Origin of the sequence: Pseudomonas matsuisoli, assembly GCF_014647635.1 — a bacterium.
GTDB classification, from domain to species: Bacteria; Pseudomonadota; Gammaproteobacteria; order Pseudomonadales; family Pseudomonadaceae; genus Pseudomonas_P; species Pseudomonas_P matsuisoli.
Genome location: NZ_BMPO01000002.1, coordinates 264,725 through 287,321 on the forward strand (window position 1 = coordinate 264,725; position 22,597 = coordinate 287,321).

The window sequence follows — 22,597 nt, forward strand, 5'->3', positions numbered from 1 at the left end:
CTCCATTGTTGTATTTATCGGACGGCATTAAAGGGCTTGTCGGTAACGCGAAGTGTTTAGGGTATGCGCTCCATGGCGGCGCGGCAGCGTTCTTCAGCGGTGTCCAACTCGAGCTGCATTTGTTGGATATCGAGCATTTGCTGTTCGAGCTGTCCGCGCCGCTCGGTGATCTTTTCGAGGAAGCGATTCAGCTGTTTGGCATTTCCTCCGGTCGGGTCGTACATATCGATCAGCTCTTTGCACTCGGCGAGAGAAAATCCGATGCGCTTGCCGCGAAGGATCAGCTTGAGCGCCACCAGGTCGCGTGAAGAATAGACCCGTTCCTGACCGCGGCGCTCAGGAGAGAGCATTCCTTGCTCTTCGTAAAAGCGAATGGCCCGCGGGGTCACGTCGAGCGCCTTCGCGAGTTCCGAGATGCTATACGTTTGAGACATTGCTATTCCGTATCCTTACCTTTACGTTAACGTAAATCTGGCTATCGAGCGTGTCAATCCACTCGCAGGTACGTGTCATCACCTCAAAACAAACACAAGACAGAGGTATATGCGATGGCGTTGAAAAGCTACACCGTAGGCCAAAAAGACAAACCGCTTCTCGCCATGACCATTGGCGAAGCGTTCGATGAAACCTGCGCTCGCCACGCGGAACGCGACGCGCTGATCGTGCTGCACCAAGCGCGACGCTACACGTGGCGAACCCTGGCTGAAGAAGTGGCGGTGATCGCCCGCGCGTTTATGGCCTTGGGGATCGAACGCGGCGAGCGCATCGGTATCTGGGCACCCAACTGCGCTGAATGGTGCATCGCACAGCTAGCCAGCGCCAAGATTGGCGCAATCCTGGTGAACATCAACCCGGCTTACCGCGCCACTGAGCTGGCCTATGTGCTGGAACGCTCAGGGTGCAGTTGGCTGATCTGCGCCGATCGTTTCAAGACGTCCGACTATCACGCGATGCTGGCGGAGCTGATACCGGAGTTGGAGACGTGCCACCAGGGCCAATGGAGCAGCGATGCGCTCCAATCGTTGAAGAGCGTCATCACCTTGGCAGACGACGCCCCTGCGGGCTATGTGCGCTGGCGAGACCTGGCATCACGCGGCGAGCAAGTCAGCGGGGACCTGTTGCAGGCGCGCAGCGCATCTTTGCAGTTCGATGATCCGATCAATATCCAGTACACCTCGGGCACCACCGGTTTTCCAAAGGGCGCGACCCTCAGCCACTACAACATCCTCAATAACGGTTACATGGTTGGCGAAAGTCTGGGGTTGAGCGAACGCGATCGCATGGTCATTCCGGTCCCGCTTTATCACTGCTTCGGCATGGTGATGGGTAATCTCGGCTGTATCACTCATGGCGCTGCGATGATCTACCAGGCGGCCTCGTTCGAACCGCTGGCAACGTTACGGGCGGTCGCCGAAGAGCGAGCAAGCATTCTGTACGGCGTGCCGACGATGTTCATTGAGATGCTCGGCCTGCCGGAACGCACATCGTTCGATCTCAGCAGCCTGCGCAGCGGGATCATGGCAGGCAGCATTTGCCCTATTGAAGTCATGCGCAAGGTCATCGACCAAATGCACATGCGCGAGGTGCAGATTGCCTATGGTATGACGGAGACGAGTCCGGTCTCCCTACAAACTGGGCCGGATGATCCTCTGGCGCTGCGAGTATCCACCGTAGGCCGCACGCAGCCGCACCTCGAACACAAAATCATCGATACCGAAGGACGCATCGTGCCGCGCGGCGAAGTGGGGGAGCTGTGTACCCGCGGCTACAGCGTGATGCTGGGCTATTGGAATGATTTACAGGCGACCGCGCGGGACCTCGATGGTGCGCGCTGGATGCACACGGGTGATCTGGCGGAAATGGACGATGAAGGATACGTCCGCATCGTCGGGCGCAGTAAGGACATGATCATTCGCGGCGGGGAGAACATCTACCCGCGTGAAATCGAAGAATTTCTGTACCAGCATCCCGCGGTCGCCGATGCGCAGGTGGTCGGTATTCCCTGTGAACGACACGGCGAAGTCGTCGTGGCGTGGGTGAGGCGCACGGCTGGCCAAGAAGTAGATGCTGAAACCTTGCGTGAATTCTGCAAAGCACACATCGCGCACTACAAGGTGCCGCGCTATTTCCATTTCGTCGATGCCTTTCCCATGACGGTGACCGGAAAGATCCAGAAATTCCGTATCCGCGAGTTGAGCGTCGAGCTGTTCAACGTAGAGAGACTTAATCACGAGCAGCACCGGTAGCGTTCCAGCTCGCTCGCGTTATCCTCGAGGAAAAAATTTACTCCGCTGTTAGCTATAAATAAGATTATTTATATATCGTACGTCATTGATATATATGCATTTAATACAACATATTTTGTTGATAATTTACTTTAATAAAGCTTTGTAAGAGGTCTTCTTTTGAGCGGCAAAGCCTGGGGTTTATACCCTAGCCTCAGTCCACCCCAGTGGCGTCCTTGGATCTGGATAGGCACCGAAAGGTCGTGCATGAGCTCCCCGGTGTCCCGCATATAGGTCTGCAATAGCAGGCGTTGTTGATGGCTACCACAACGTATACCGGTCCGATCGTTGAACAGACGCTTGCCGCGGCTTCGCGTTAGATCGACCGCGTGGTCGCCTGTCGGCGGGTGGTTGAATGCCTGGTTATGCGTGGGTACGTAACCTTCGGGCGTCGTAGCGATGGCGAAAACGAGCCCTTCGTGGCGGGCGAGCAATGGTTCCTGAATGCCAGGAAGCACGCTGTCCGCGTACCGATCGAATGCAGTGCGATATTTCGTAGGTAACGTGTTGGGGATCGGCTGGTAGTGGCGGTCAAAAAGGTCTGTAAGACTGATCTGCCCAGCGTGTACGTCGGCTTCGAAGCGTCGTGCAATCGCTTCGGCGCCTTCTCGGGCCAAGTCATATACACGCTGGTGGTAATCGTCCAGCCCAACGCCTGCGAGCTGCTCACTGACGGCTTCGGCCTGACCGACGAGGTGTTCTGCGGCCTTGCCCAACTGGCGCGTTTGGTTCTCGCTCGTACGTACGTCTGTGCGCAGCTGTTCGACGGCCACCAACAGCTCGGCAAGATGCTCGTGATTGCTGGCGGTGCCTGCGCTGATCTCCGCGACCTGCCCATCGACGTCTACCGCGAGCTCAGCAATGCTGCGCAGCTGCGCCCCCGTGTATTCCACTTGTTTTGCTGCGGCTTCCAACTCATCCGCCTGTTCTTGGATGTGATTGACCACCGCAAGGCTTTGCTCGCGAATGTCACTGATCATCTGTCCGACTTCGCCCGTCGCGCTCGCAGTACGCCCGGCGAGATTTCGCACTTCTTCTGCAACCACTGCGAACCCACGCCCTTGTTCACCTGCACGCGCCGCTTCGATCGCCGCATTTAGGGCGAGCAAATTGGTCTGGCTGGCGATGGACTGAATGACCTGCGTCACCTGCTCGATCTGCTCGGTCCGCTTACTTAGCCCATGGATCAGCTCACGACTTGCCGCCGTCTGCGAATTCAACGCTTGCATGCGCGCAATGGCCTGCTGCAATTCGGCCTGTCCGCTGGCACTGCTGGTCCGCACTGTTTGTGCAGCGTGTTGCGTCTGGCTGGCGCGTTCAGCGTTGCGTTGTTCGGTATGGGTGACCGCATGCGCGCCTTCGCCAATCTGTTCAACGGCCGCGAGCTGAGACTTCAGCTTGTTACCCAGCTGCTGGACGGTATAGGCGACTTCAGCCGCCGACAGCGCATTGTGGGTCGTATGCTGCGACAGACTCTGGCTTAGCGTGTCGATGCTCGTGACTTCGGCCTGGGCCGCGGTGGCTGGCGTACGAAGTCGTAATAACCACGGCCAAAGCGTGAGCGGCAAAAGCAAAATCGCTGCAAACGCGATGGGGAGCTGGAGGTGTTGCTGCAACAGCAATAGCGCGACGACGCCAATGGCGTGAAGCCCGATTAATAGGCTGCGGCGACTGAAAACGGTATCCATGGCAGACCTCTTTGTTGTTCTTATGAGGACACGAGTAGGGGGTATCTCGATTTAATCGGCTGTTCGCACTCGTTCTCTAGCTCAGATCGATCCGAGTTAACACCGTTGCCGTTGTGCAGGATATGGCACTTTAGTAGCACTCCCGATTGCCGGGTGCGAGGCGCTGCCGTGATGCGCTGTATCGAGCATCCAAAGCGTGCTCAATGTGCTCGATACATTATTAAGAAGCGCTAATAAGCGTATGAAGTTATTGGATATTCGATATCAATTTTTCGGGAGGCCCATGGCGTGTCCCTTGAGGCCATAAAAGCAGATGTACACGTAACAGGCTATGGGTACGAAGAACGACGTGAGCAGTCCGAGCCCGTCCGCGAAGAGTCCCTGGATTGGCGGAATCAGTGCACCGCCCACGATGCCCATGCACAGAAGCCCCGAGCCCTTAGCCGTGAAATGCCCCAAGTCTTTCAAGCCCAGCGAGAAGATGGTGGGAAACATGATCGAGTTGAAGAAGCCAACGGCGATCAGCAACCACATCGCCATTTTGCCGCCCAGAACAAGCGCGCTGCTGATCAGCACGATGTTCATTACGGCGTTGAACGTCAGGGCAAGGTTGGGTTTGATCCAGCGCATCACAAACCCACCCAGGAAGCGACCGATCATGGCGCCGCCCCAATAGAACGCAAGGTATTTGCCGGCGGTCTGGCTATCGAGGCCACCAATCTCGGGCATTTCCATCAGGCTCACCAGGTAGCTGCCGATGGAGACTTCCGCGCCGACGTACATGAAAAGGGCGACGACCCCCAGCACCAGATGCCGGTACTTCCAGATGGAGTCGTGCTGGACGCGGGTCGACGCCGTGTCGGAGTCGCCGTCGGCGTCCTTGATGATAGGCAATCGAAACAGACCAATCACGACCGCGAGCGCAATTAGCATTCCCGCGAGAATCAGGTACGGCATCTGTACCGAGTGCGCGGTGGGATCACTTTCCACCAGCGCAAGAATTGTGACCGCCCCGACCAGGGGGCCAACGGTGGTACCTAGAGCGTTGAATGCCTGGGTCAGATTCAAGCGGCTAGCCGCGGTTTCAGGCTTACCCAGTATGTTCACGTAAGGGTTGGCCGATACTTGCAACACGGTAATGCCAGCCGCCAATACGAACAGCGCCGTCAGGAAAAAGCCGTACGAATGAGCACCCGCCGCGGGATAGAAGAGCAGGCAGCCTACGGCAGCGGTACCTAGGCCGACGATGATCCCCGTCTTGTAGCCCACCCGTTCGACTAAGCGCCCCGCGGGAAAAGACACCACGAAATACGCCGTGAAAAAGCAGAACTGAATCAGCGATGCTTGAAAATAAGAGAGGGTGAAGACGCCCTTCAAATGAGGGATGAGGATGTCGTTCAGTGAGGTAATGAGCCCCCACATGAAAAACAGCAGGGTGAGGACCATCAAAGGGCCGCGATAGGACTGTTGACTGCTTGGCATGAGCGCTCCGTGTCTGTTGCGCGTAACGCGCATGAGGGAACAGACCCTGGAGCAGGGCGGGTGTTCAGGTCATTCGCGGTAGAAGACCTGGATAAGGTGATAACCGAACGCGCTCTTGACCGGCCCGTGAACCACACGCAACGGCTTCTTGAACACGACCTGCTCGACGCTACGTACCAACTGTCCAGGACGAACCTCTCCGAGATCACCACCCCGCTTGGCCGAGGCGCAAGTGGAATGTTTGCGGGCCAGTACGTCGAACGCTTCGCCTGCCGCCAGACGCTTCTTTAGTTGCTCGGCTTCGTCCTGCGTCTTGACCAAGATGTGGCGGGCCATGGCTTTGGGCATGCTCAACCCCTTAACGTTGATGCGTAGGCCAACATTGTACGTTCCAGTGGCACGTGGCGTGCGAATGAATCCATCCCGGCTGAACCGCATTCGGTTTCCGCCGGGGTAAAGATCATTGATTAGGCTTCGTAACGTTTGGCATCCGCGAGCATTTGAGGAAGGCCGATCGCATCATTCAATTCGTCGAAATTGGCCATTTGCTCACGGAATGGCTCGGTGGTGCCATGCCGCTTGAGACTGGACAGATAGGCGTTCGCCTGACGCAATAGAGCGCGAGCCATACCGCCCGGATACAGCGCCAGCTTGAAGCCGAGTCGGCCTAGGGAGGCTGAGTCTGCTAAGGGCGTACGGCCACCTTCTACCATGTTGGCTAAAAGCGGAACGCGACTGGCGAAACGCTCACCAATGAGTTCTTGCTGCTCGCGACTCTCGGGGGCTTCGATGAATAAAATATCCGCTCCTGCCTCCAGGTACTGTTCAGCACGGTCGAGCGCGCTAGCGAATCCTTCGACGGCAATCGCGTCCGTTCTTGCAATGATCAACGTATCAGAGTGCCGTCGAGCGTCAGCCGCTGCGCGGATCTTGCCGACCATTTCCGTTGCGGCGATCAGCGACTTGCCTTTGAGATGGCCGCATCGCTTTGGGAACGTCTGGTCTTCAAGTTGAATGGCTGCGGCGCCTGCGCGCTCGAACACGCGCATTGTTCGTTTCACATTCAGTGCATTGCCGTACCCGGTATCCCCATCGACGATCAGGGCCGCATCGACTCGGTCAGTGATGGCCGCGATGGTATCGGCGACTTCGGTCATCGTGACTAGCCCCAAATCTGGAGATCCCAGCCGGGTGTAAGCGAGGCTGGCTCCCGAGAGATACAAGCAAGCGAAGCCCGCTTCCTCTGCGAGCCTGGCGGTGAACGCGTCGTAGATGCCAGGTACGACCAAGGCCTCTGTGGTTTGCTCGAGTTGGGACAAAATCGACATCTATAGCTCCTGGATTTTCGAATTGTTAGAGGGCTAGCTAGGTTCGCGTGTAATGGGCAGTTGAAAGCGACCGTTCTGTCTGCCGGGCATTCGCATAGCGGACAGGCTACGGCGCCATAGCAGGTTGCCGTTGCGTGAAAAAAGGTATTGAACCGGGGTCCGTTTATCGTTGACGTGGGCCGATATGCTGTATCTGTTCGTAAGAGCAGATGCTTTGATTAGAGGCGAATGAGTTACCTAATGCAAAGCGTTAGCGGGCTCCAACGAGGAGGCGCGCATATAGTTTTCTTGTTTTGAGGTCATCGACGTTAGCGGATTCAAATAATGCTAAATGCCAGCGGGATGTTTCTATGGCGGGGCTTTTATAGCTATTCGCTGTGTAGATCATTACTGGTGGTGATCGACCCCATCCCCAAATTTTATTGCGTCCAGTTCAATTTTTTTTCGTTTGTGGACGGCGGCGTCAGCTCCTAGGCTAAAGTTGCGTGCCGCTTATATCGACAATTACAAATAAGGCGAACGATGAAAACAAAAATACGGATCAACCTGATGGCAGGGCTGTTGGCTTCCAGCCTTTTCGCGATTTCGGCCTCGGCCTCTGATTACCCCGCACGCGATATCGATTTCGTAGTGGGCTATTCGGCCGGAGGCAGCACCGATGTGTTGGCGCGGATGGTCGCACCTTATCTACAGCAACAGCTTGGTGATGCCTCGATTGCAGTCCTCAACCGTCCTGGCGGTGCTGGCGAAGTCAGTTATACGGAGATTGCTCGGGCAAGGCCTGATGGGTACACCATCGGCATGGTGAACATGCCCGGCGTCATCAATCCGATCATCGAACGTACCCCTGCCTATTCACTCGATAACTTCACCTACCTTGGCAACCTCGTCTTCGACCCGACTGCAGTGTTCGTCAAATCGAGCAGCGAATTCAAAACCCTCAAGGACTGGGTCGAATATGCGAAGGCAAATCCTGGCAAATTGACAGTGAGTAATCCTGGACTGGGCGGCGCGCAGCACACCTCTTTCGAGCGTTTCCTCATGAAGGCCGATATCAAACTCAACAACATACCGTTCAATGGTGGCGCTCGGAGCCGTGCAGCGTTGCTTGGTGGCCATGTATCGGCGAGTGTGATGGGCTTCAGCGAGGCCGCCGACCTCGTCGCTTCGGGAGATGTTCGTGTACTGGGCATTATGTCCGATAAGCGTATCGAAGGTTCGGCAGATGCACCGACCTTTCAAGAACAGGGTTACGACATAATCGGTGGGTCGTACAGAGGTCTGGTGGCGCCAGCCGGGCTGGAGAGCGATGTCGTAGACAAGTTGCAGGCCGCGGTGAAGGCCGTTGCAGAAGATGAAACGTTTGCCGCTGACGCACGTAAACGCATGTACCTACTTACCTATCAATCGCCGGAGCAGATGGCTCGACAAGCGAAGCTGCTACAGACTGAGATGACTGAGTTGTGGTCGTCTCATCCGTGGGTGAAAAAGTAGCTGTCGGGGGAACGCCAGGGCCGTGCGTGTTGGAAATCCGCGCGCCCCTGTGTGAGGTATCGGGCCGAACGTAAGGTGGGATGACATGAATATCAGTCAGCGGTTGAACCTCGGTGATCGGAACAACGATTTTCTGTTGGCGTTAGCCATGATCGCATCGGGCACCTTTTTTCTTTTTCAAACCATGGGCATTACCGGCGAGGGGCAATTACTGCCCGTAGCGATCTGTGGCGTGATGCTGGTGGCCGGCATTGGACTGCTTCTAAAAGCGCTCGTCCGAGCGGTCAAGTCCTCGACAAGAGCGCCCTCGTTGGGTATCGACTCGGCCACCTTGAAGCCCATTGCGCTGGTATTTCTGATCTTAGCCGCGGCCGTTCTCGTTACGCCGTATCTGGGATATTTCAGCGGGGCGACCGTCATGCTTATTCTCATACCGGTATTGTTGAAATACCGGGAGTGGAAGAAGGTATTGCTAATCACGCTTTTTTTTGAAATCGGCGTATTCCTCGTCTTTGTCGAAGGGTTCGGCAAACGGCTTCCCAGTGGTTGGTTGTACTGACCTAATTAAAATAAATACAGGGGATACGTGCCATGTTCGAGCACCTTTTCGACGCGCTCCTTACAGTCCTGCAACCCGCGAACGCGTTAGCCATGCTTGGCGGGACGTTGCTCGGCGTTTGCATTGGTGCATTGCCGGGACTCAGCGCCACCATGGGAATTGCCATCCTTATCCCGCTTAGTTTTGGGCTCGATCCATTGGTTGGGCTAGGCCTAATGGCAGGCATCTATAACGGCGCAATGTACGGCGGGGCCATTCCTTCGATCCTTCTCGGCGTGCCTGGCACCCCTGCGTCCGTGGCGACGGTGCTGGATGGGCATCCCATGTCGGAGCAGGGCAAGGGTGGGCTCGCGTTGCGAATCGCAGTGGTGGCATCGACGTTCGGCGGTATCGCTAGTGCGCTTGCGTTGTTATCGCTGGCACCGCCCCTGGCAAAAGTGACCTTGGCTTTTGGTCCATCCGACTACTTCTGGGTGGCGCTGTTTGGCTTGCTGAGCTTGGCGCTGCTGATGGGAACCAATGTCGCCAAAGGGGTATTTGCCGCAGCGTTCGGTTTGATCATCGGCTTGGTTGGAATCGACACCATCACAGGGCAGGAGCGGTTTACCTTTGGCTTCGTAGAGCTGACCAATGGCGTGAACATCGTCGTTGTCTTGATCGGTTTGTTCGGTATTCCGCCTACGATCAAACTCGCCATCAGAGCACTACAAGGCGATGCCAAGGCTCCCCGTACCGCTGCGGCCACTGAGGTCGGATCGGGTTCCGGAGTGCTCCGTCGGTTACTTCCGACGTTATGTAAATCGTCGGTAATAGGAGTGTTCGTTGGGCTGCTGCCTGGCGTGGGAGGCAACATGGCCTCTTTCTTGAGCTACAACGAGGCAAAGCGCTCGTCCAAATCTCCCGAGCGATTTGGCCATGGCGCCGAAGAAGGCGTCGCGGCGGCCGAATGTGGCAACAATGCCGACAACAGCGCGGCGTTGGTACCGGCATTGACGTTGGGTATTCCTGGCAGCTCTGTTTCCGCGGTAATTCTGGGTGGCCTATTGGTCCATGGCTTACAACCCGGTCCGGCTTTGTTCCAAGACTCGCCCATCATTGTGTATGGGTTCATGTTGCAGATGCTGATTACCGCGATGCTGTTGTTGCCCATCGGTGTATGGGGCGCCCGTTATTTCGTCCGCGTGCTCGATATCCCGTCAGCCATGCTCATTCCTATGGTGCTCTCATTGAGTATCGTTGGTGTGTATTCCGTGAATAACAGTATGTTCGACGTCTACCTATTGCTTGTGTTTGGTTTGATCGGGATGATTTTGGCCCATTTCGAGATACCCCTTGCACCTATCGTGCTGGGTGTGATGCTGGGGCCAATGGCTGAAGAAAACCTCCGCCTGGCAATGCTGCTTGGAAACAACGAGTGGTCTTCGCTATTTCCCAGTGCGCTCTCTATCTCGCTGGCCGCGGTGACGCTTGCCGTCGTTTTGTTTTCCATGATTAAACCGCTGGTTAAAAATAACCTGCGCAAACGAAGAGCCCTCAAATCGAGTTATTCATGATTCGGCAACATGCTGAGCATGGCGCTCGTTAAACGCATAAAAAAGCCCAAGTCATATTGGGCTTTTTTATGCGTTTAAACCGCACACAAGTTTTCCTTAGGTCAAGATCAAACATAATTAGTTATGTTGTCGGAGTGGCTGTGAATAAAGTGAAGACTCTACACACTGCTGCTATGAGGGCTTTATGTCACAACAACAAAAATGCCGCCCGTGGGTTGCCGAAGAGGTGGCCAACGATAGCAGCTGGATTCGTCCGTTGGATCCAGCTATCGCCGACGATCTCGATGCTGCGCTTCGACACGCGATCGAGAGCGGCAAACCGCTGCTTGAAATGACCACGAGCGACTTCCCGATAGGTACACGAGCTTACGATGCGTTCCGTTCCGCATTTGACGCCACCCAGCGCGACTGGGGATTTTGTCTTATCAAGGGAATACCCGTTGAACGTTGGTCAGTCGACGAGTTGCAACGCCTGTACTGGGGTATCGGTCTGCACATGGGCGTGGCTCGAACCCAGAACAAGACCAGTGACATCATGACGTCGGTCAAGGATGCGGGCGGTAGCTACAAGGTCGACGGTGGGCGCGGCTACAACACAAACGCAGGTTTGGACTTCCACGTGGATTTCTGCGATGTCGTGTCATTGCTGTGCCTGCATCCGGCTAAAAGCGGCGGCACAAGTCTGATCACCAGCTCCCTCGCTATACACGATGAAATCATGCGCACCCGGCCAGACCTGGACGAAGCCATTCGCAGCTCCTTTTATTTCAGCCTACAAGGCGCGGGCTCGGATGATGAGCCCGGCGTTTATCCATGTCCTATATACGGTGAGGTCGATGGCTACCGGGCTTTTCGGACCAATCGAAAGAACATCACCGCGGCTCAAAACTACTTCGAAGATGTTCCCCGTCTGACAAGCCAGCAAATCGAAGTGCTGGATTACCTTGACGAGCTGCTATCCGATCCTCGCTTCTGCTACTCAATGGACATCCAGAAGGGCGATATGCAGCTGTTGAACAACTTCACAGTAGTGCACTCGAGAACGGATTTCGAGGACTACGAGGACGAGTCCCTTAAACGGCATTTGTTACGACTCTGGTTGAACGTACCCAACTCACAGCCGCTGCCAGGTAACTGGGTCTCAGCATTTAAAGATGTGCGCCCCGGCTCGGTGCGGGGAGGGAACCGGGGTAAAAATATTGGACCGGAGTTCCTGAGCTACGAGCGCCGGCAAGCTTCCCATCACGGCATGTTCAATGTCTTTAGCTGAGAGCATGATCGGCACGGTCCGGCAGTGTCTACATCGTTAGCCTCCCTGACGAGCGTGGCGGTATACCGTTGCTACGCTCGTCAACCGGGACGATCTGGCCGCCGATATTCATGAGATGGTTTTGCGGGTGCTATGACCTTTGTGACGTCTTCCTCCTTACGTCCGTTGTTTCACGCCCTTTCGATCGGCCTGTTTTCCGGTGCACTGTTCGATCTATGCTCGTTGCCGCTCCCATGGATGCTGGGGCCCTTGGTAGGGAATCTTATTGCCTCTATCAGAGGCTTCGCGGTTGGTGTTCCCGAGTCGTTACGACTGGCGTTTCTAGGTGTCCTGGGTCTGATACTAGGAGCCCAGGTCTCGCCTGATTTGGCCGCGCGCCTACTCGATTGGCCGGTCTCGGCCGTGCTGCTTTTGATCGGAGTAGGGTGTTCGACTGCGGCGTGTGCAAGCTGGTATCGCCGTACGGGATTCGATCCAGTTTCCGCCTGGTTCGCGTCCGCCCCTGGGGCCATGACCGCCATGATTACGATGGGCGAAGCCTGTGGCGGCGACCCTCGAAAAATCGCGATCTCACAATCGTTACGGGTGGTGCTGGTATTACTGATACTGCCGCCGTTGTTTTGGTTTCAGCAGGGGGCCGGTTCGGTCGGCGCAAACGATGCTTCGCAGAAGGATGCGTCCGCGCTGTACCTGTTGCTGCTTTTGCCACTCCTCATCGGGATTGGTCGGCGATGTCGTTTACCAACTCCTGCACTGTTGGCTCCGTTGCTTCTCTCCGCATCGCTCTCGGCAACCGACACTGCACATTTCGTGCTGCCCAACTGGACACAGAACGGAATGCTACTTGTACTTGGATGCGCTATTGGCTCGCGTTTTCAAGGTATGTCGCGAACGCTCCTGGCGCACCACTTATACGGCGCGTCCATTGCTACGCTTATTTCCTTGCTAGTGCTTGCGGTATTTGCCGAAGCGATCCATCAAGTTGTTGGCGTATCACGCGCTGTTGCAATTCTTGCCGTGGCGCCCGGAGGCATCGGCGAACTCGCGATACTTGCCGTCGCCTTGGATCTGGACCCCACGTTCGTAGCGTTTCATCACCTGCTTCGGCTGGTGGTTCTCATGTTTTTTGCCCCGATCTGGGCGCGTTGGTTGTCAGCGCGCGGCAGTCGTGGCGGCGCTCCTTGAGCGTTCAGCGAGCAATGCATCGCTTGATCTCGTCGATGAGTGCACTGTCTTTTTCGAGCTTCCGCGTCACGAGCGAAAAACGCAGGCGCGGTTTTTCGTCTGATAATGGATAGACATTGACGCCGTAGTGATTGGCCATCGTTGCCTCTGGTAGCACGACAACTGCCATACCGAAGCCCGATGCGACCATCGATATCACCGCTGGCAGTGATTGCAATTCGATCAAAGGAGGCGAGGCATTGAAGGTGCTCTCCGCAATGCGCTTGGACAGCCGGCCCAATTCACTCGCCCGGTCGTAGCCTACCCATCCCCAATCAGACGGATCCGTTTGCCCGATTACGTAATCGATGTTCGGTGGCGTTATCAAATAGAACTGTTCTTCCCGGATAACTTGCCATTCCAACTGCTTGCGGCGTGCTTGTTCCGGCTCTGCCACGATCGCCGCATCGAGTTGGCCGACCTTTACCGCTTCGATTAAATCCTGCGACCGGCCTGGGCTACAGACGATACGAATGTTGTGACCATTCTTTTTCAGGTTACCGAATAGGTGTGGAAGCACCACGGGCTGCATCAGCCCGACAGTGCCTAATTTGAGCGTTCCTTCCAACCGACCTGCCGAAGAGCCACGAAGCCTCTGTAGATAGCTAACCACGGACGTCATCTCGCGATTGAGCTCAATGGCGAAGGGGGTAGCTTGGACATTCTGGCCTGTTCGATTGAACAGGCTTTGGCCAAAGTAACGCTCCAATGTCTTGATCTGCATACTGACCGCGCTTGGCGTCACATGGACCTCTTTTGCAGCGAGCGCAAAACTCCCGCTGGCAATCACCTTCTGGAGGGTCACGAAATAATCAATGCGCATAGTCGAATGGCAACTCTTATTGTATTTGTTGGGTTTTTGGCTTCAGCCACTTTTTCTAATGTTTCACACGCCGGGCGAATCTCTCGGGATCACCGTATGGCCAGGCTTACGGATAGCGATATATACCCTTTCTTTGACATGGGGACGTCAGTGCCTTCCCCACTGGATACGATCCATGCCATACCGAAGATCGGGGCATATTTCCAGTGGTAAGGAAGGCAATTGTCAGCTGCCCGCCATTTACATAGATTCGCGCATTAGGCCGTAGCGGCCTATGTTTTGAAAAGTCGCTCCGATGGAGCCTGCCCATACCCTCTGTTGCAACGCATTCGACGGACACGCCATGGATCTGCAATCACTTCTGAAAATCCTCGCCAGCCAGGATGGCTCCGACCTTTACTTGTCCACGGGCGCGCCGCCCTGTGCGAAATTCAATGGGGTGTTGCGTCCAGTCGGAAGCGAGGCGTTGAAGGCGGGCGCGATCGCGGAGATTGCGGACAGCATCATGGATACGGAGCAGAAGATCGCCTTCGAGCGTGACCTGGAGATGAACCTAGCGTTGTCGCTCCACGGTATCGGGCGTTTCCGGGTGAACATCTTTAAACAGCGCAACGAAGTGTCCATCGTGGCGCGGAACATCAAACTGGACATTCCACGCTTCGAAGATCTGAAGTTACCGCCGGTATTGCTCGAAACGATCATGGAAAAGCGTGGGCTGGTGTTGTTCGTGGGGGCTACCGGTTCGGGCAAATCCACATCGCTCGCCGCGTTGATCGACTACCGCAACCGCAACAGCAGTGGACACATCATCACGATCGAAGACCCGGTCGAGTACGTTCACCGGCACAAGAAGTCCATCATCAACCAGCGGGAAGTAGGCGTCGATACGCGAAGCTTCCATGCCGCGTTGAAGAATACGCTCCGTCAGGCACCAGACGTCATCCTCATCGGCGAGATTCGCGACCGTGAAACCATGGAGCATGCGCTGGCCTTCGCGGATACGGGTCACTTGGCCATTTCGACGTTGCACGCCAACAACGCCAACCAGGCGCTGGACCGAATCATCAACTTTTTCCCGGAGGACCGCCGGCCGCAGTTGCTCAACGACCTGGGCAACAACTTGCGGGCGTTCGTCTCGCAGCGGTTGGTGAAGACCGTCGACGGCAAGCGCCGCGCTGCGGTGGAAATCATGCTCGGGACGCCGACCATCCGCGATCTGATCCACCGCAACGAGTTTTCCGAATTAAAGGAAATCATGGAGCGCTCACGCAACCTTGGCATGCAAACCTTCGATCAGGCATTGATCGACCTCGTGCACGAGGGCGCGATAAGTGAAGACGAAGCGGTCAAGAATGCGGACTCCGCCAACAATGTCAGGCTGCGTTTGAAGCTGCATCGCGAGGGGGGAGAGCTGGCCGCCGATCCTGTGGAAGCCAAGGGCAGCGGCGCCGCGAATTGGGGCAGCGGTTTGCGGTTGGAAGATTTGGACGACGAGCGATAGGCCTCACTGAGTTGGTGTAATAACAGTCAGTATTTTCTGATCGATCGCGGGCGACTGAAACGGACGGCCGCCCCGTCGCCCTTACAAAAAACCGTCGGACCAACGCCGTCACTGTAGGGGCGACTTCAGTCGCCTTCTCCAACAGACCCTACCTGTGCCGAGCCCCGCCTCTCGCACAGGAGGCGATCCATCACTCGCCACGTTTCCTCGCGTACATCTGTCGTCACTTATTGATCGGTTATCCCTCCGAACCTTGCCGTTCAAATACACGTCACAGCTCCTGTGCGAAGGTTGCGGCGGCGCGCCTGGCCGCCCTCTTCGAATTGACGATGCTGTATCACCAGCGAGAGAGGTTCACTCTGAAAAACATCCGTTTTCTTTTCGCGACCGTCCGCTATACGGGCTGGTCGCTCGTCTGGTTGCTGATCTGGGACATCATTGTGACGGTCGACTTCATGCTTTTCGTCGACCCAAGCTTCAGCATGCCTGCCATTCCGCTCACATTGCTTGGTTCAGCGCTCGTGGTGCTGACCAGCTTTCGCAACAGCAGTGCCTATGCCCGCTGGTGGGAAGCCAGAACGCTTTGGGGGTTGCTGGTCAACAGCTCACGCAGCTTCGCCCGCCAAGTGCTGACCCTGATCGACGATGATGATGGCCTCAACCCCATAAAGGCTAAGCTGTTGCGGCGTCATGTCGCGTACATCAATTGCTTGGCATCCAATCTCAAGGGCGAAGCGTACGGGGATGAGATTCGAGCGTTCCTGCCCGCTCGCGAGTTTGAGCAGCGCGACAAGACCAACAATTTCCCCAACGACATCCTGACTGGCTCTGCCGCGATTCTTGCGCAGGAATACAAGGCTGGCCGGCTCGATAGCATCCGCCTAGAGCGTCTCGAGGCGACCCTGGTGGACATCTCCAATTGCCAAGGCGGCATGGAGCGCATCGCCAATACGCCGCTTCCATATCCTTACGTTTACTTCCCACGCCTATTCGTCACGCTGTTTTGCGTGCTGGTACCCATTGGATTGGTCGAAACCCTCGGCTGGTTTACCCCGCTGGCCTCGACTGTCGTGGGATTCATGCTGTTGGCGATCGAACGAATCGGCACTGACCTCCAGAGCCCGTTCCAGAAGAGCGAGCACCAGATCACCATGGATAAGCTGTGCGATACGATCGAGAAGAACCTCGATTCGATGCTGCGAGACGCGCACGCTGATGTCGCCGGCGAGTTGCCTCGCGGCTAGGAAGAAAGAAAACGGGGATAGGCGGAAAAATGTCGCGACGCTCTATTTAGCCATTAAACCGTCACGTTACATCTGCATTCTGACCCTGCCGAACACGAAGCATGCCATGCACGGGGTTCGGCGATGTGCAGTGTCTGCATCAATGTAGTAGCAGTTTGCGCATGTCTATCTATCCCCAAAGGAGACATCGATATGAGTACTGTAAATCCTTCTGCCAGCAGTTCAGACGCCGCTATCGCCAAAATGGAAGCTGCTTTCGACGCGGCTATCGAGAAGTCGGCCAAGATCACTGAGATCACGACTGAGAAGAAGACTGAGCTCGACGCCACCAAGCAGCGTCCTCAGAACTGATTCGCGATGGGGCGGTGCTTCGGCGCCGCCCCTTCGTTCCATCCCGAATTCTTTTCACGAAGCCTTTTCTGCAACAGCCAACCCATGGCCGTTCGCTTCGTGACGCTTTTTTCAGGATTCCGAATCAATGGCCGTCTCTCCCCAAACCGCCGTGGCACCGTTGTCGTTGCCGCGTTTTGTCGTGCTTGCCGGTGCCCATGCCGGCGCCTCGCTGTCGTTAGACCAAGCCGAATGGAAGGTGGGGTCGAGCGCCGATTGCGACGTGATCCTGTCCGACTCCGACATCGCGAGCCAACACTTCACACTTCGCTTTGGCAAAGCCCAATCGGTCACCGTTGAAGCGACTGGCGCCGATGTGCGCGTCGACGAAGTGGATGTCGTTAAGGGCAGTGGCTACAAAGGCCGACTGCCGATGCGCATCCAGGCGGGTGCGGTCGTCATCGCATTGGCCGCACCCGACGGCGTACGCCGCTCGTTGCGCTTTCCGGCGCTGGCTTCCTGGTTCAACCGCAATGCGGCCGTCGCGGGAGGAGGGGTCGCGGGTATCTGCTTGCTGCTGTATCCCTTCATCGCCATGAGCGACGCCGATGCGTCTGCGCCAAAAGCGCCGCCTGCCGTGGTGACGCCAGTAGCAGCGTCAGCTGCCTTGCCGCAGACCGAAGCGCCTGTATCCGCGTTGAAAACCCGACTTGGCGAAGCTGGCTTGGATCACCTTCGCGTCGATGCACAGGGCTCCTATCTCCAAGTTGGTGGCGAGGTCAACGTCCGCGAAATGGAGCAATGGCGCGGCGTCCAGCGCTGGTTCGACGAAACCTATGGGCGGACGCACCTGTTGCACGGGACGGTTCGACTAAGAGAAGTCGCGGCCAACCCTCGTGTTCGTTTCCAGGCCATCTGGAGCGGCAAGAATCCTTATGTGATCGGCGAGCGCGGACAGCGCTTGTACCCCGGCGCCGCCGTGAGTGATGGCTGGATGCTGCAGCGCATCGAAGCTGACCGCGTGATTCTGGCGCGCGATGGCCAGGAGTTCAGTCTGACCTTATGAAGTACGTAGTCATCCTGGAGCACATTTCGTGAGGGTCGAATCGCACAACGGCGCTCGACGCCTTTCGCCCGAAGCGACACCCCATACCGATGCCGTTCACCGCTTGGTTCCACCGACCCAGGGGGCGGCACGCGAGTCATTCGAACGTGCGATTCGCGCGCGACGCTCCGTCGATGTGCGTTCGCTGTTGCGCGAGATTCAGGATGCGACCCTGCCGCGCCTGGAGGACACCTCCATTCTCGGCGGTGCACGGTCGATCGAAGTACTCGACTACCTGATCCAGGAGGTCTTGCCGTCACTTGGGCATGACGTTGAAACCTCGCGCGTCATCGAAAAGCTCCTGAGCGAAGAGCTCGACCAGCAATGCGAACTGATGGCGTTGCTCGAACCTGAAATGGAAGCTGTCCCTTGACCCCAAGCGATCTCGATGCCGCGCGTTGGCTGCAGGTAAAAGGCGATCTGTATTCCCGTGGCGGCCAACCGCGGCGAGGGCTGGCGCTACTGCTGCTCGCCATGCAGCTGGCCCCTACGGATGCCGGCATTCTGCGCACGCTCATAGGCGGCTTTCTCGCCACGGGCGACGGCCGCCGCGCCTTGCTCGGGCTGGACCGACTTGCGCAACTGGAAGCTGAACAGCGTGACCATCTCTTACTGCGCAGCCGCGCGCTTTGGCTGCTCGGGGAACGCGAACATGCACGGGACTGCTTTCGACACTACTTGAAGAGGAGAGCCGAAACGTGAAGCTTACCTCGTTGAACCGCGTGGCGGCTGCGGCCTCACGCAGCAGCGGCGTCGTCATCGCGGCGTTCATGATGATGGCGATCATCATGATGATCATCCCGTTGCCGACCGTGATGGTCGACTTGCTCATCGGGCTGAATATCTCGTTCAGCATCCTGGTGCTGTTCGTCGCGTTCTATTTGTCGCGCGCGGTCGATTTCTCTGCGCTGCCACCAGTCATCTTGTTGAGTACTTTGTTTCGTCTGGCGTTATCCATCGCGACGACGCGGCTCATCCTGCTCGAGGGCGACGCGGGCGAAATCGTCGCGGCCTTTGGCGAGTTTGTCATCGCGGGCGAAGTCGTGATCGGTCTCGTCGTGTTCTTGATCATCACCGTCGCGCAGTTCCTGGTCATCACCAAGGGCGCCGAACGCGTGGCAGAAGTCGCGGCGCGTTTCACCTTGGATGCAATGCCCGGCAAACAGATGAGCATCGATAACGACCTGCGCAATGGCGATATCGATCAACCCGAGGCGCGCCGGCGCCGCTCTTTATTGGAACGGGAGAGCCAGCTGTATGGCGCGATGGACGGCGCCATGAAATTCGTCAAGGGCGATGCCATCGCGGGGCTGGTCATTCTCTTCGTCAACCTGCTCGGTGGCTTGCTGATCGGGATGCTCAAGCTCGGAATGCCTTTTTCGGAAGCCATTCAAACCTACTCGTTGTTGACCGTTGGCGACGGCTTGATCGCACAAATTCCTGCGCTGTTGATTGCAGTTGCTGCCGGTACCGTGGTGACGCGGGTGGCCTCCGACGATCATCGCGATCTGGGCAGCGAAATCGTTTCGCAACTGGGTGCCAACCATCAGGCGCTGGCGCTAACGGCGGCCGTTTTATGCATCGTCGCATTCATTCCTGGTTTTCCAACGGCCGTATTCCTCGTACTCGGCGTGGTATTAGCCGGTGTGGCGTACAGCTTGAGTCGTAAGCATCAGGCGTCGAACCCGTCTGCGGAAACGCTTCCAGAGAGCGTTCCTGCCGAGGCGACGGTGTTGCAAACGGTTGCAGAACCCACCGAAGATGTCGGGGACGTCGACTGCCGCGTCACGCTTTGGATAAGCGAGAGCATGCGCGAAACGACACCTTTGAGCATCCTGCGCCAAGAGGCCGAGCAGGCGCGCGGCCGGGTGATGGACACCTTGGGCATCGAGCTGCCTCGGGTTGGCGTACGCATCGATCCCGCCGCGGGCGAAGGCCGGTTCGGCGTGGATATCGAAGGGGTTCCGGTCTGCGAGGCGAATGTTCCCGCTCACCGCGTGCGTGTTTTGGATGACGCCGCGACGTTGCAGATTTTGTCGATCGACAGTGATGAAGGCGCGGTGCTCGAAGGCAAGCAACCCTCGTTGTGGGTCCCGGAAAGTCAGCGGACGAAACTCGACGAAGCGGGCGTATCGTTCCAGGAGCCAGCAACGGTATTAGGTGATTACCTGGCGCGCGCACTGACGCGCTATGCCGCGGAATTCATTGGCATCCAGGAAACGCGGCAGCTGTTGTCACGCATGGAAGGCGACTATTCGGAGCTGCTCAAAGAGGCGCAGCGGGTCACCTCCCTACAGAAAATTTCGGAGGTCTTCCGGCGCTTGCTGGATGAAGGCATTTCGCTGCGTAACATGCGCGTGCTGCTCGAGACGTTCGTGGAGCAGGGCCCACGTGATCTCGAAGTGCATGTGCTCAGCGAGTACGCTCGCGCCGCGCTGAGCCGACACATCTGTCATGGGCATGCGGATACCAACCGACTCATTGCCGCCTATACGCTCGCGCGCCCTCTGGAAGATGCCATTCGCCAGGCCCTGCGGCGCAACGACCGCAATCAGTCCTTGCCCGAGGGCCTGACGCGTAGTCTGGTCAGTCAGTTGCAGGCGCTGTATGGCGAATTGCGTTCCGGCCTTGCTCCGGTAGTGATGACCTCGCCGGACATCCGCCGTTATGTCCGCCAGTTACTGGTGAGGAACGACCTCGATGTACCTGTCATGTGCTACCAGGATTTGTCCCGGGAATACGCCGTGCAGCCATTGGCCGTTATCGAGTTACCCGCGGGTTATCGCCCCGTTTCCGAACGAACCACCGCCGCAATCGCCGCCGCGTCTTGATCGTTGTCCCAGGAGTCGATGTGAGTATTAACAACCTGTATGCCCGTGTGCGGGCGCTGTTATGGATGTCTTCGCTGGCGCTCCTTTCCGGGGTATGCGCCGCTCAGGAAATACAGGTGGATGCCGCTGACGGAGGCAATATCCAGATCGCCCAAGGCGAGGGCAAGGTATTGCGGTTCGCGGCGCCCGTGGAATCACTGCTGGTTGCGGACCCCGCTATTGCAGACGTCCGCGTCGTCTCCCAGGGCGTCGCCTATGTGTACGGTAAGGCCAGTGGCTCAACGAACCTGATTGCGTTGGGCGACGGGCAACAGCGGCGCGGAACGATGCGGTTAGAGGTTGGGCCTTCCCTGCAAGGGGTGAATGCAGCGGGGGTGTCGTCATCCATTGCCGGACGCAGCCCATTGGTGCTTGGTAACGTCGAGAATGTAGAGCAAGCGACGCGCCTTGACGCCAGCCTTTCCAGCCAGGCAACGCCGGAGATCCCGGCGACGAACCTGGCGACCTATGAAGGGACACCGCAGGTGAACATTCGCGTGCGGTTCGCTGAGGTCTCGCGGCAGAAGCTGTTGAGCTATGGCGTCAACTGGAGCGCCCTGGTGAACTCCGGGAATTTTTCGTTCGGCTTCCTGACTGGCGGCCCGCTTTCGCAGGCGGCGCAGGCGGGTGCGACCAATCTCATTTCCGGCGGGTTTTCATCCGGCAGCGCGAATGTCGACGTGCTGCTCGATGCCCTGCAAAGCAATGGGATCTTGGAGATTCTTGCCGAGCCGAACATTACGGCGATGACCGGGCAGACCGCGAGTTTCCTGGCCGGCGGTGAAATACCGGTGCCAGTACCGGTGAATCGGGATCTGGTGGGCATTGAGTACAAGCCCTATGGCGTGTCCCTGATGTTCACGCCGACGTTGCTGCCGGGTCGGCGCATCGCGTTGCAGGTTCGTCCCGAGGTGAGCACGCTCTCGTCCAATAGTACGGTGGAGATCGTCGGCGTCACCGTGCCGACCTTCCAGGTGCGCCGAGCCGATACCAGCGTCGAGGTCGGCAGCGGACAGACCTTTGCCATTGCCGGTCTTTTCCAACGCAACAACAGTCAAGACATGGACAAACTGCCGCTTTTGGGCGACATGCCCGTGCTCGGCAACTTGTTCCGATCGAAGCGGTTTCAGCAGAACGAGACCGAACTGGTCATCCTCATTACGCCGTACCTCGTGCAACCCACGTCGGAGCGCAACCTGGCAACGCCGCTGGATGACGCCGAGGACAATCCTGCATGGCACATGGCGCAGAACGGCCGCCGACTCAACCAATCGGAGTTCGGATTCAATGTCGATTGACTGGAAGTTAGGGACGGCACTGCTGTGCGCTTTGTCCATCGCAGGCTGCGAGACCGATCTCAAGCAATCTGAGTACCCGCAGGACTATGGCGTGAACGTGCCCCAGCGGCATACACCGTTTCCCGACGCATGCCTCGAAGCTGCAGGGGAGGGCATATCCTCACGTCTACCGCCCGGATGCGCGAATGCGTTGAACCTGATGCGGATGGTGGAGCGCCCCGCCGAACTGCAAAAGGGGACCGACCCTGGCCCCGCGCTGGCCGCGCCCGTAGGGCAGGCGGTACGCCGATATCTGACGCCGGACGAGGCGAAAGACGAAGAGCGCCGCCAGCAGCTCGAACGCGAAGCGTCGACCGCAATCTCTGCGCCATGAAACCGCAGCCGCTAAGTTCTCCGTGGGAGCCAGCTTGCTGGCGATCGCGCTAGTCCTGGCAGTGCTGTGGTATGCGTTAACCCCTGATCGCCCATGAGTGGGCTCCTACAACAGCGGGTAGGCAATCAACACTCGCCTTTGAATCAAAGCCGCTCGGCCCTTTGTAGGAG

21 protein-coding genes are annotated in these 22,597 nt (G+C 57.3%); 15 read left to right on the top strand and 6 right to left on the bottom strand.

Annotation, left to right across the window (positions count from 1 at the left end; genetic code table 11):
* Positions 1–56: 56 nt before the first annotated feature.
* Positions 57–434 carry a MerR family transcriptional regulator gene (locus IEY47_RS04755; protein WP_188982012.1) on the bottom strand — a complete coding sequence of 126 codons (378 nt, stop codon included), beginning with the start codon at positions 432–434 and terminating at the stop codon, positions 57–59.
* A 114-nt stretch (positions 435–548) separates the two neighbouring features.
* Between IEY47_RS04755 and IEY47_RS04760 the strand changes: the two genes are divergently transcribed.
* Positions 549–2,246: an AMP-binding protein gene (locus IEY47_RS04760; protein WP_188982013.1), complete on the top strand. Its 1,698-nt coding sequence runs from the start codon at positions 549–551 to the stop codon at positions 2,244–2,246.
* Between the two features lie 131 nt (positions 2,247–2,377).
* Here IEY47_RS04760 and IEY47_RS04765 read toward each other — a convergent pair whose 3' ends face one another.
* From IEY47_RS04765 to IEY47_RS04780, 4 genes are all read right to left on the bottom strand, one after another.
* Complete coding sequence (locus IEY47_RS04765; protein WP_188982014.1) at positions 2,378–3,973, bottom strand: methyl-accepting chemotaxis protein; 1,596 nt, start codon at positions 3,971–3,973, stop codon at positions 2,378–2,380.
* Positions 3,974–4,237: 264 nt separating this feature from the next.
* Positions 4,238–5,455, bottom strand: a complete 1,218-nt coding sequence (locus IEY47_RS04770; RefSeq protein WP_188982015.1) for a sugar MFS transporter — start codon at positions 5,453–5,455, stop codon at positions 4,238–4,240.
* A 69-nt stretch (positions 5,456–5,524) separates the two neighbouring features.
* A complete protein-coding gene (locus IEY47_RS04775; protein ID WP_188982314.1) occupies positions 5,525–5,803 on the bottom strand; it encodes a peptidylprolyl isomerase in 279 nt (92 codons plus the stop codon).
* A 119-nt stretch (positions 5,804–5,922) separates the two neighbouring features.
* Entirely contained in the window at positions 5,923–6,783 is an 861-nt protein-coding gene (locus IEY47_RS04780; protein ID WP_188982016.1) for an isocitrate lyase/PEP mutase family protein, read from the bottom strand.
* 522 nt (positions 6,784–7,305) lie between these two features.
* Between IEY47_RS04780 and IEY47_RS04785 the strand changes: the two genes are divergently transcribed.
* From IEY47_RS04785 to IEY47_RS04805, 5 genes are all read left to right on the top strand, one after another.
* The gene (locus IEY47_RS04785) at positions 7,306–8,277 is read left to right on the top strand and encodes a Bug family tripartite tricarboxylate transporter substrate binding protein (RefSeq protein WP_188982017.1); all 972 of its coding nucleotides are present in this window, start codon (positions 7,306–7,308) and stop codon (positions 8,275–8,277) included.
* Positions 8,278–8,362: 85 nt separating this feature from the next.
* A complete protein-coding gene (locus IEY47_RS04790; RefSeq protein ID WP_188982018.1) occupies positions 8,363–8,836 on the top strand; it encodes a tripartite tricarboxylate transporter TctB family protein in 474 nt (157 codons plus the stop codon).
* Between the two features lie 32 nt (positions 8,837–8,868).
* Positions 8,869–10,389 (top strand): tripartite tricarboxylate transporter permease, encoded by a 1,521-nt coding sequence (locus IEY47_RS04795; protein WP_188982019.1) that lies wholly within the window; start codon positions 8,869–8,871, stop codon positions 10,387–10,389.
* A 184-nt stretch (positions 10,390–10,573) separates the two neighbouring features.
* Complete coding sequence (locus IEY47_RS04800) at positions 10,574–11,659, top strand: TauD/TfdA family dioxygenase (protein ID WP_188982020.1); 1,086 nt, start codon at positions 10,574–10,576, stop codon at positions 11,657–11,659.
* 237 nt (positions 11,660–11,896) lie between these two features.
* Positions 11,897–12,844, top strand: a complete 948-nt coding sequence (locus IEY47_RS04805) for an AbrB family transcriptional regulator (RefSeq protein ID WP_229779265.1) — start codon at positions 11,897–11,899, stop codon at positions 12,842–12,844.
* Between the two features lie 4 nt (positions 12,845–12,848).
* On the opposite strand, the gene IEY47_RS04810 is transcribed toward IEY47_RS04805, so the two are convergent.
* A complete protein-coding gene (locus IEY47_RS04810; RefSeq protein WP_188982022.1) occupies positions 12,849–13,706 on the bottom strand; it encodes a LysR family transcriptional regulator in 858 nt (285 codons plus the stop codon).
* 343 nt (positions 13,707–14,049) lie between these two features.
* On the opposite strand from IEY47_RS04810, the gene IEY47_RS04815 reads away from it, so the two are divergent.
* The 9 genes from IEY47_RS04815 to IEY47_RS04855 all read left to right on the top strand — a co-directional run bounded on the left by IEY47_RS04815 (position 14,050) and on the right by IEY47_RS04855 (position 22,427).
* Positions 14,050–15,207, top strand: coding sequence for a PilT/PilU family type 4a pilus ATPase (locus tag IEY47_RS04815; RefSeq protein WP_188982023.1), 1,158 nt, complete (start codon positions 14,050–14,052; stop codon positions 15,205–15,207).
* A 329-nt stretch (positions 15,208–15,536) separates the two neighbouring features.
* On the top strand, positions 15,537–16,451 hold the full coding sequence (locus tag IEY47_RS04820) for a bestrophin family protein (RefSeq protein ID WP_188982024.1): 915 nt from the start codon (positions 15,537–15,539) through the stop codon (positions 16,449–16,451).
* Between the two features lie 192 nt (positions 16,452–16,643).
* Complete coding sequence (locus tag IEY47_RS04825) at positions 16,644–16,802, top strand: hypothetical protein (protein ID WP_188982025.1); 159 nt, start codon at positions 16,644–16,646, stop codon at positions 16,800–16,802.
* A 127-nt stretch (positions 16,803–16,929) separates the two neighbouring features.
* The gene (locus IEY47_RS04830) at positions 16,930–17,847 is read left to right on the top strand and encodes a SctD/MshK family protein (protein WP_188982026.1); all 918 of its coding nucleotides are present in this window, start codon (positions 16,930–16,932) and stop codon (positions 17,845–17,847) included.
* A 28-nt stretch (positions 17,848–17,875) separates the two neighbouring features.
* Positions 17,876–18,259, top strand: a complete 384-nt coding sequence (locus tag IEY47_RS04835; RefSeq protein ID WP_188982027.1) for a hypothetical protein — start codon at positions 17,876–17,878, stop codon at positions 18,257–18,259.
* Positions 18,256–18,588: a type III secretion protein gene (locus tag IEY47_RS04840; protein WP_188982028.1), complete on the top strand. Its 333-nt coding sequence runs from the start codon at positions 18,256–18,258 to the stop codon at positions 18,586–18,588. Before IEY47_RS04835 ends, IEY47_RS04840 begins: the two co-directional genes overlap by 4 nt.
* A complete protein-coding gene (gene sctV / locus IEY47_RS04845; protein ID WP_229779214.1) occupies positions 18,585–20,717 on the top strand; it encodes a type III secretion system export apparatus subunit SctV in 2,133 nt (710 codons plus the stop codon). The genes IEY47_RS04840 and sctV overlap by 4 nt, the downstream gene beginning before the upstream one ends.
* 65 nt (positions 20,718–20,782) lie before the next feature.
* Positions 20,783–22,054 carry a type II and III secretion system protein family protein gene (locus IEY47_RS04850; RefSeq protein ID WP_188982316.1) on the top strand — a complete coding sequence of 424 codons (1,272 nt, stop codon included), beginning with the start codon at positions 20,783–20,785 and terminating at the stop codon, positions 22,052–22,054.
* Positions 22,044–22,427, top strand: a complete 384-nt coding sequence (locus tag IEY47_RS04855; protein WP_188982029.1) for a hypothetical protein — start codon at positions 22,044–22,046, stop codon at positions 22,425–22,427. Before IEY47_RS04850 ends, IEY47_RS04855 begins: the two co-directional genes overlap by 11 nt.
* Positions 22,428–22,597 lie beyond the last annotated feature (170 nt).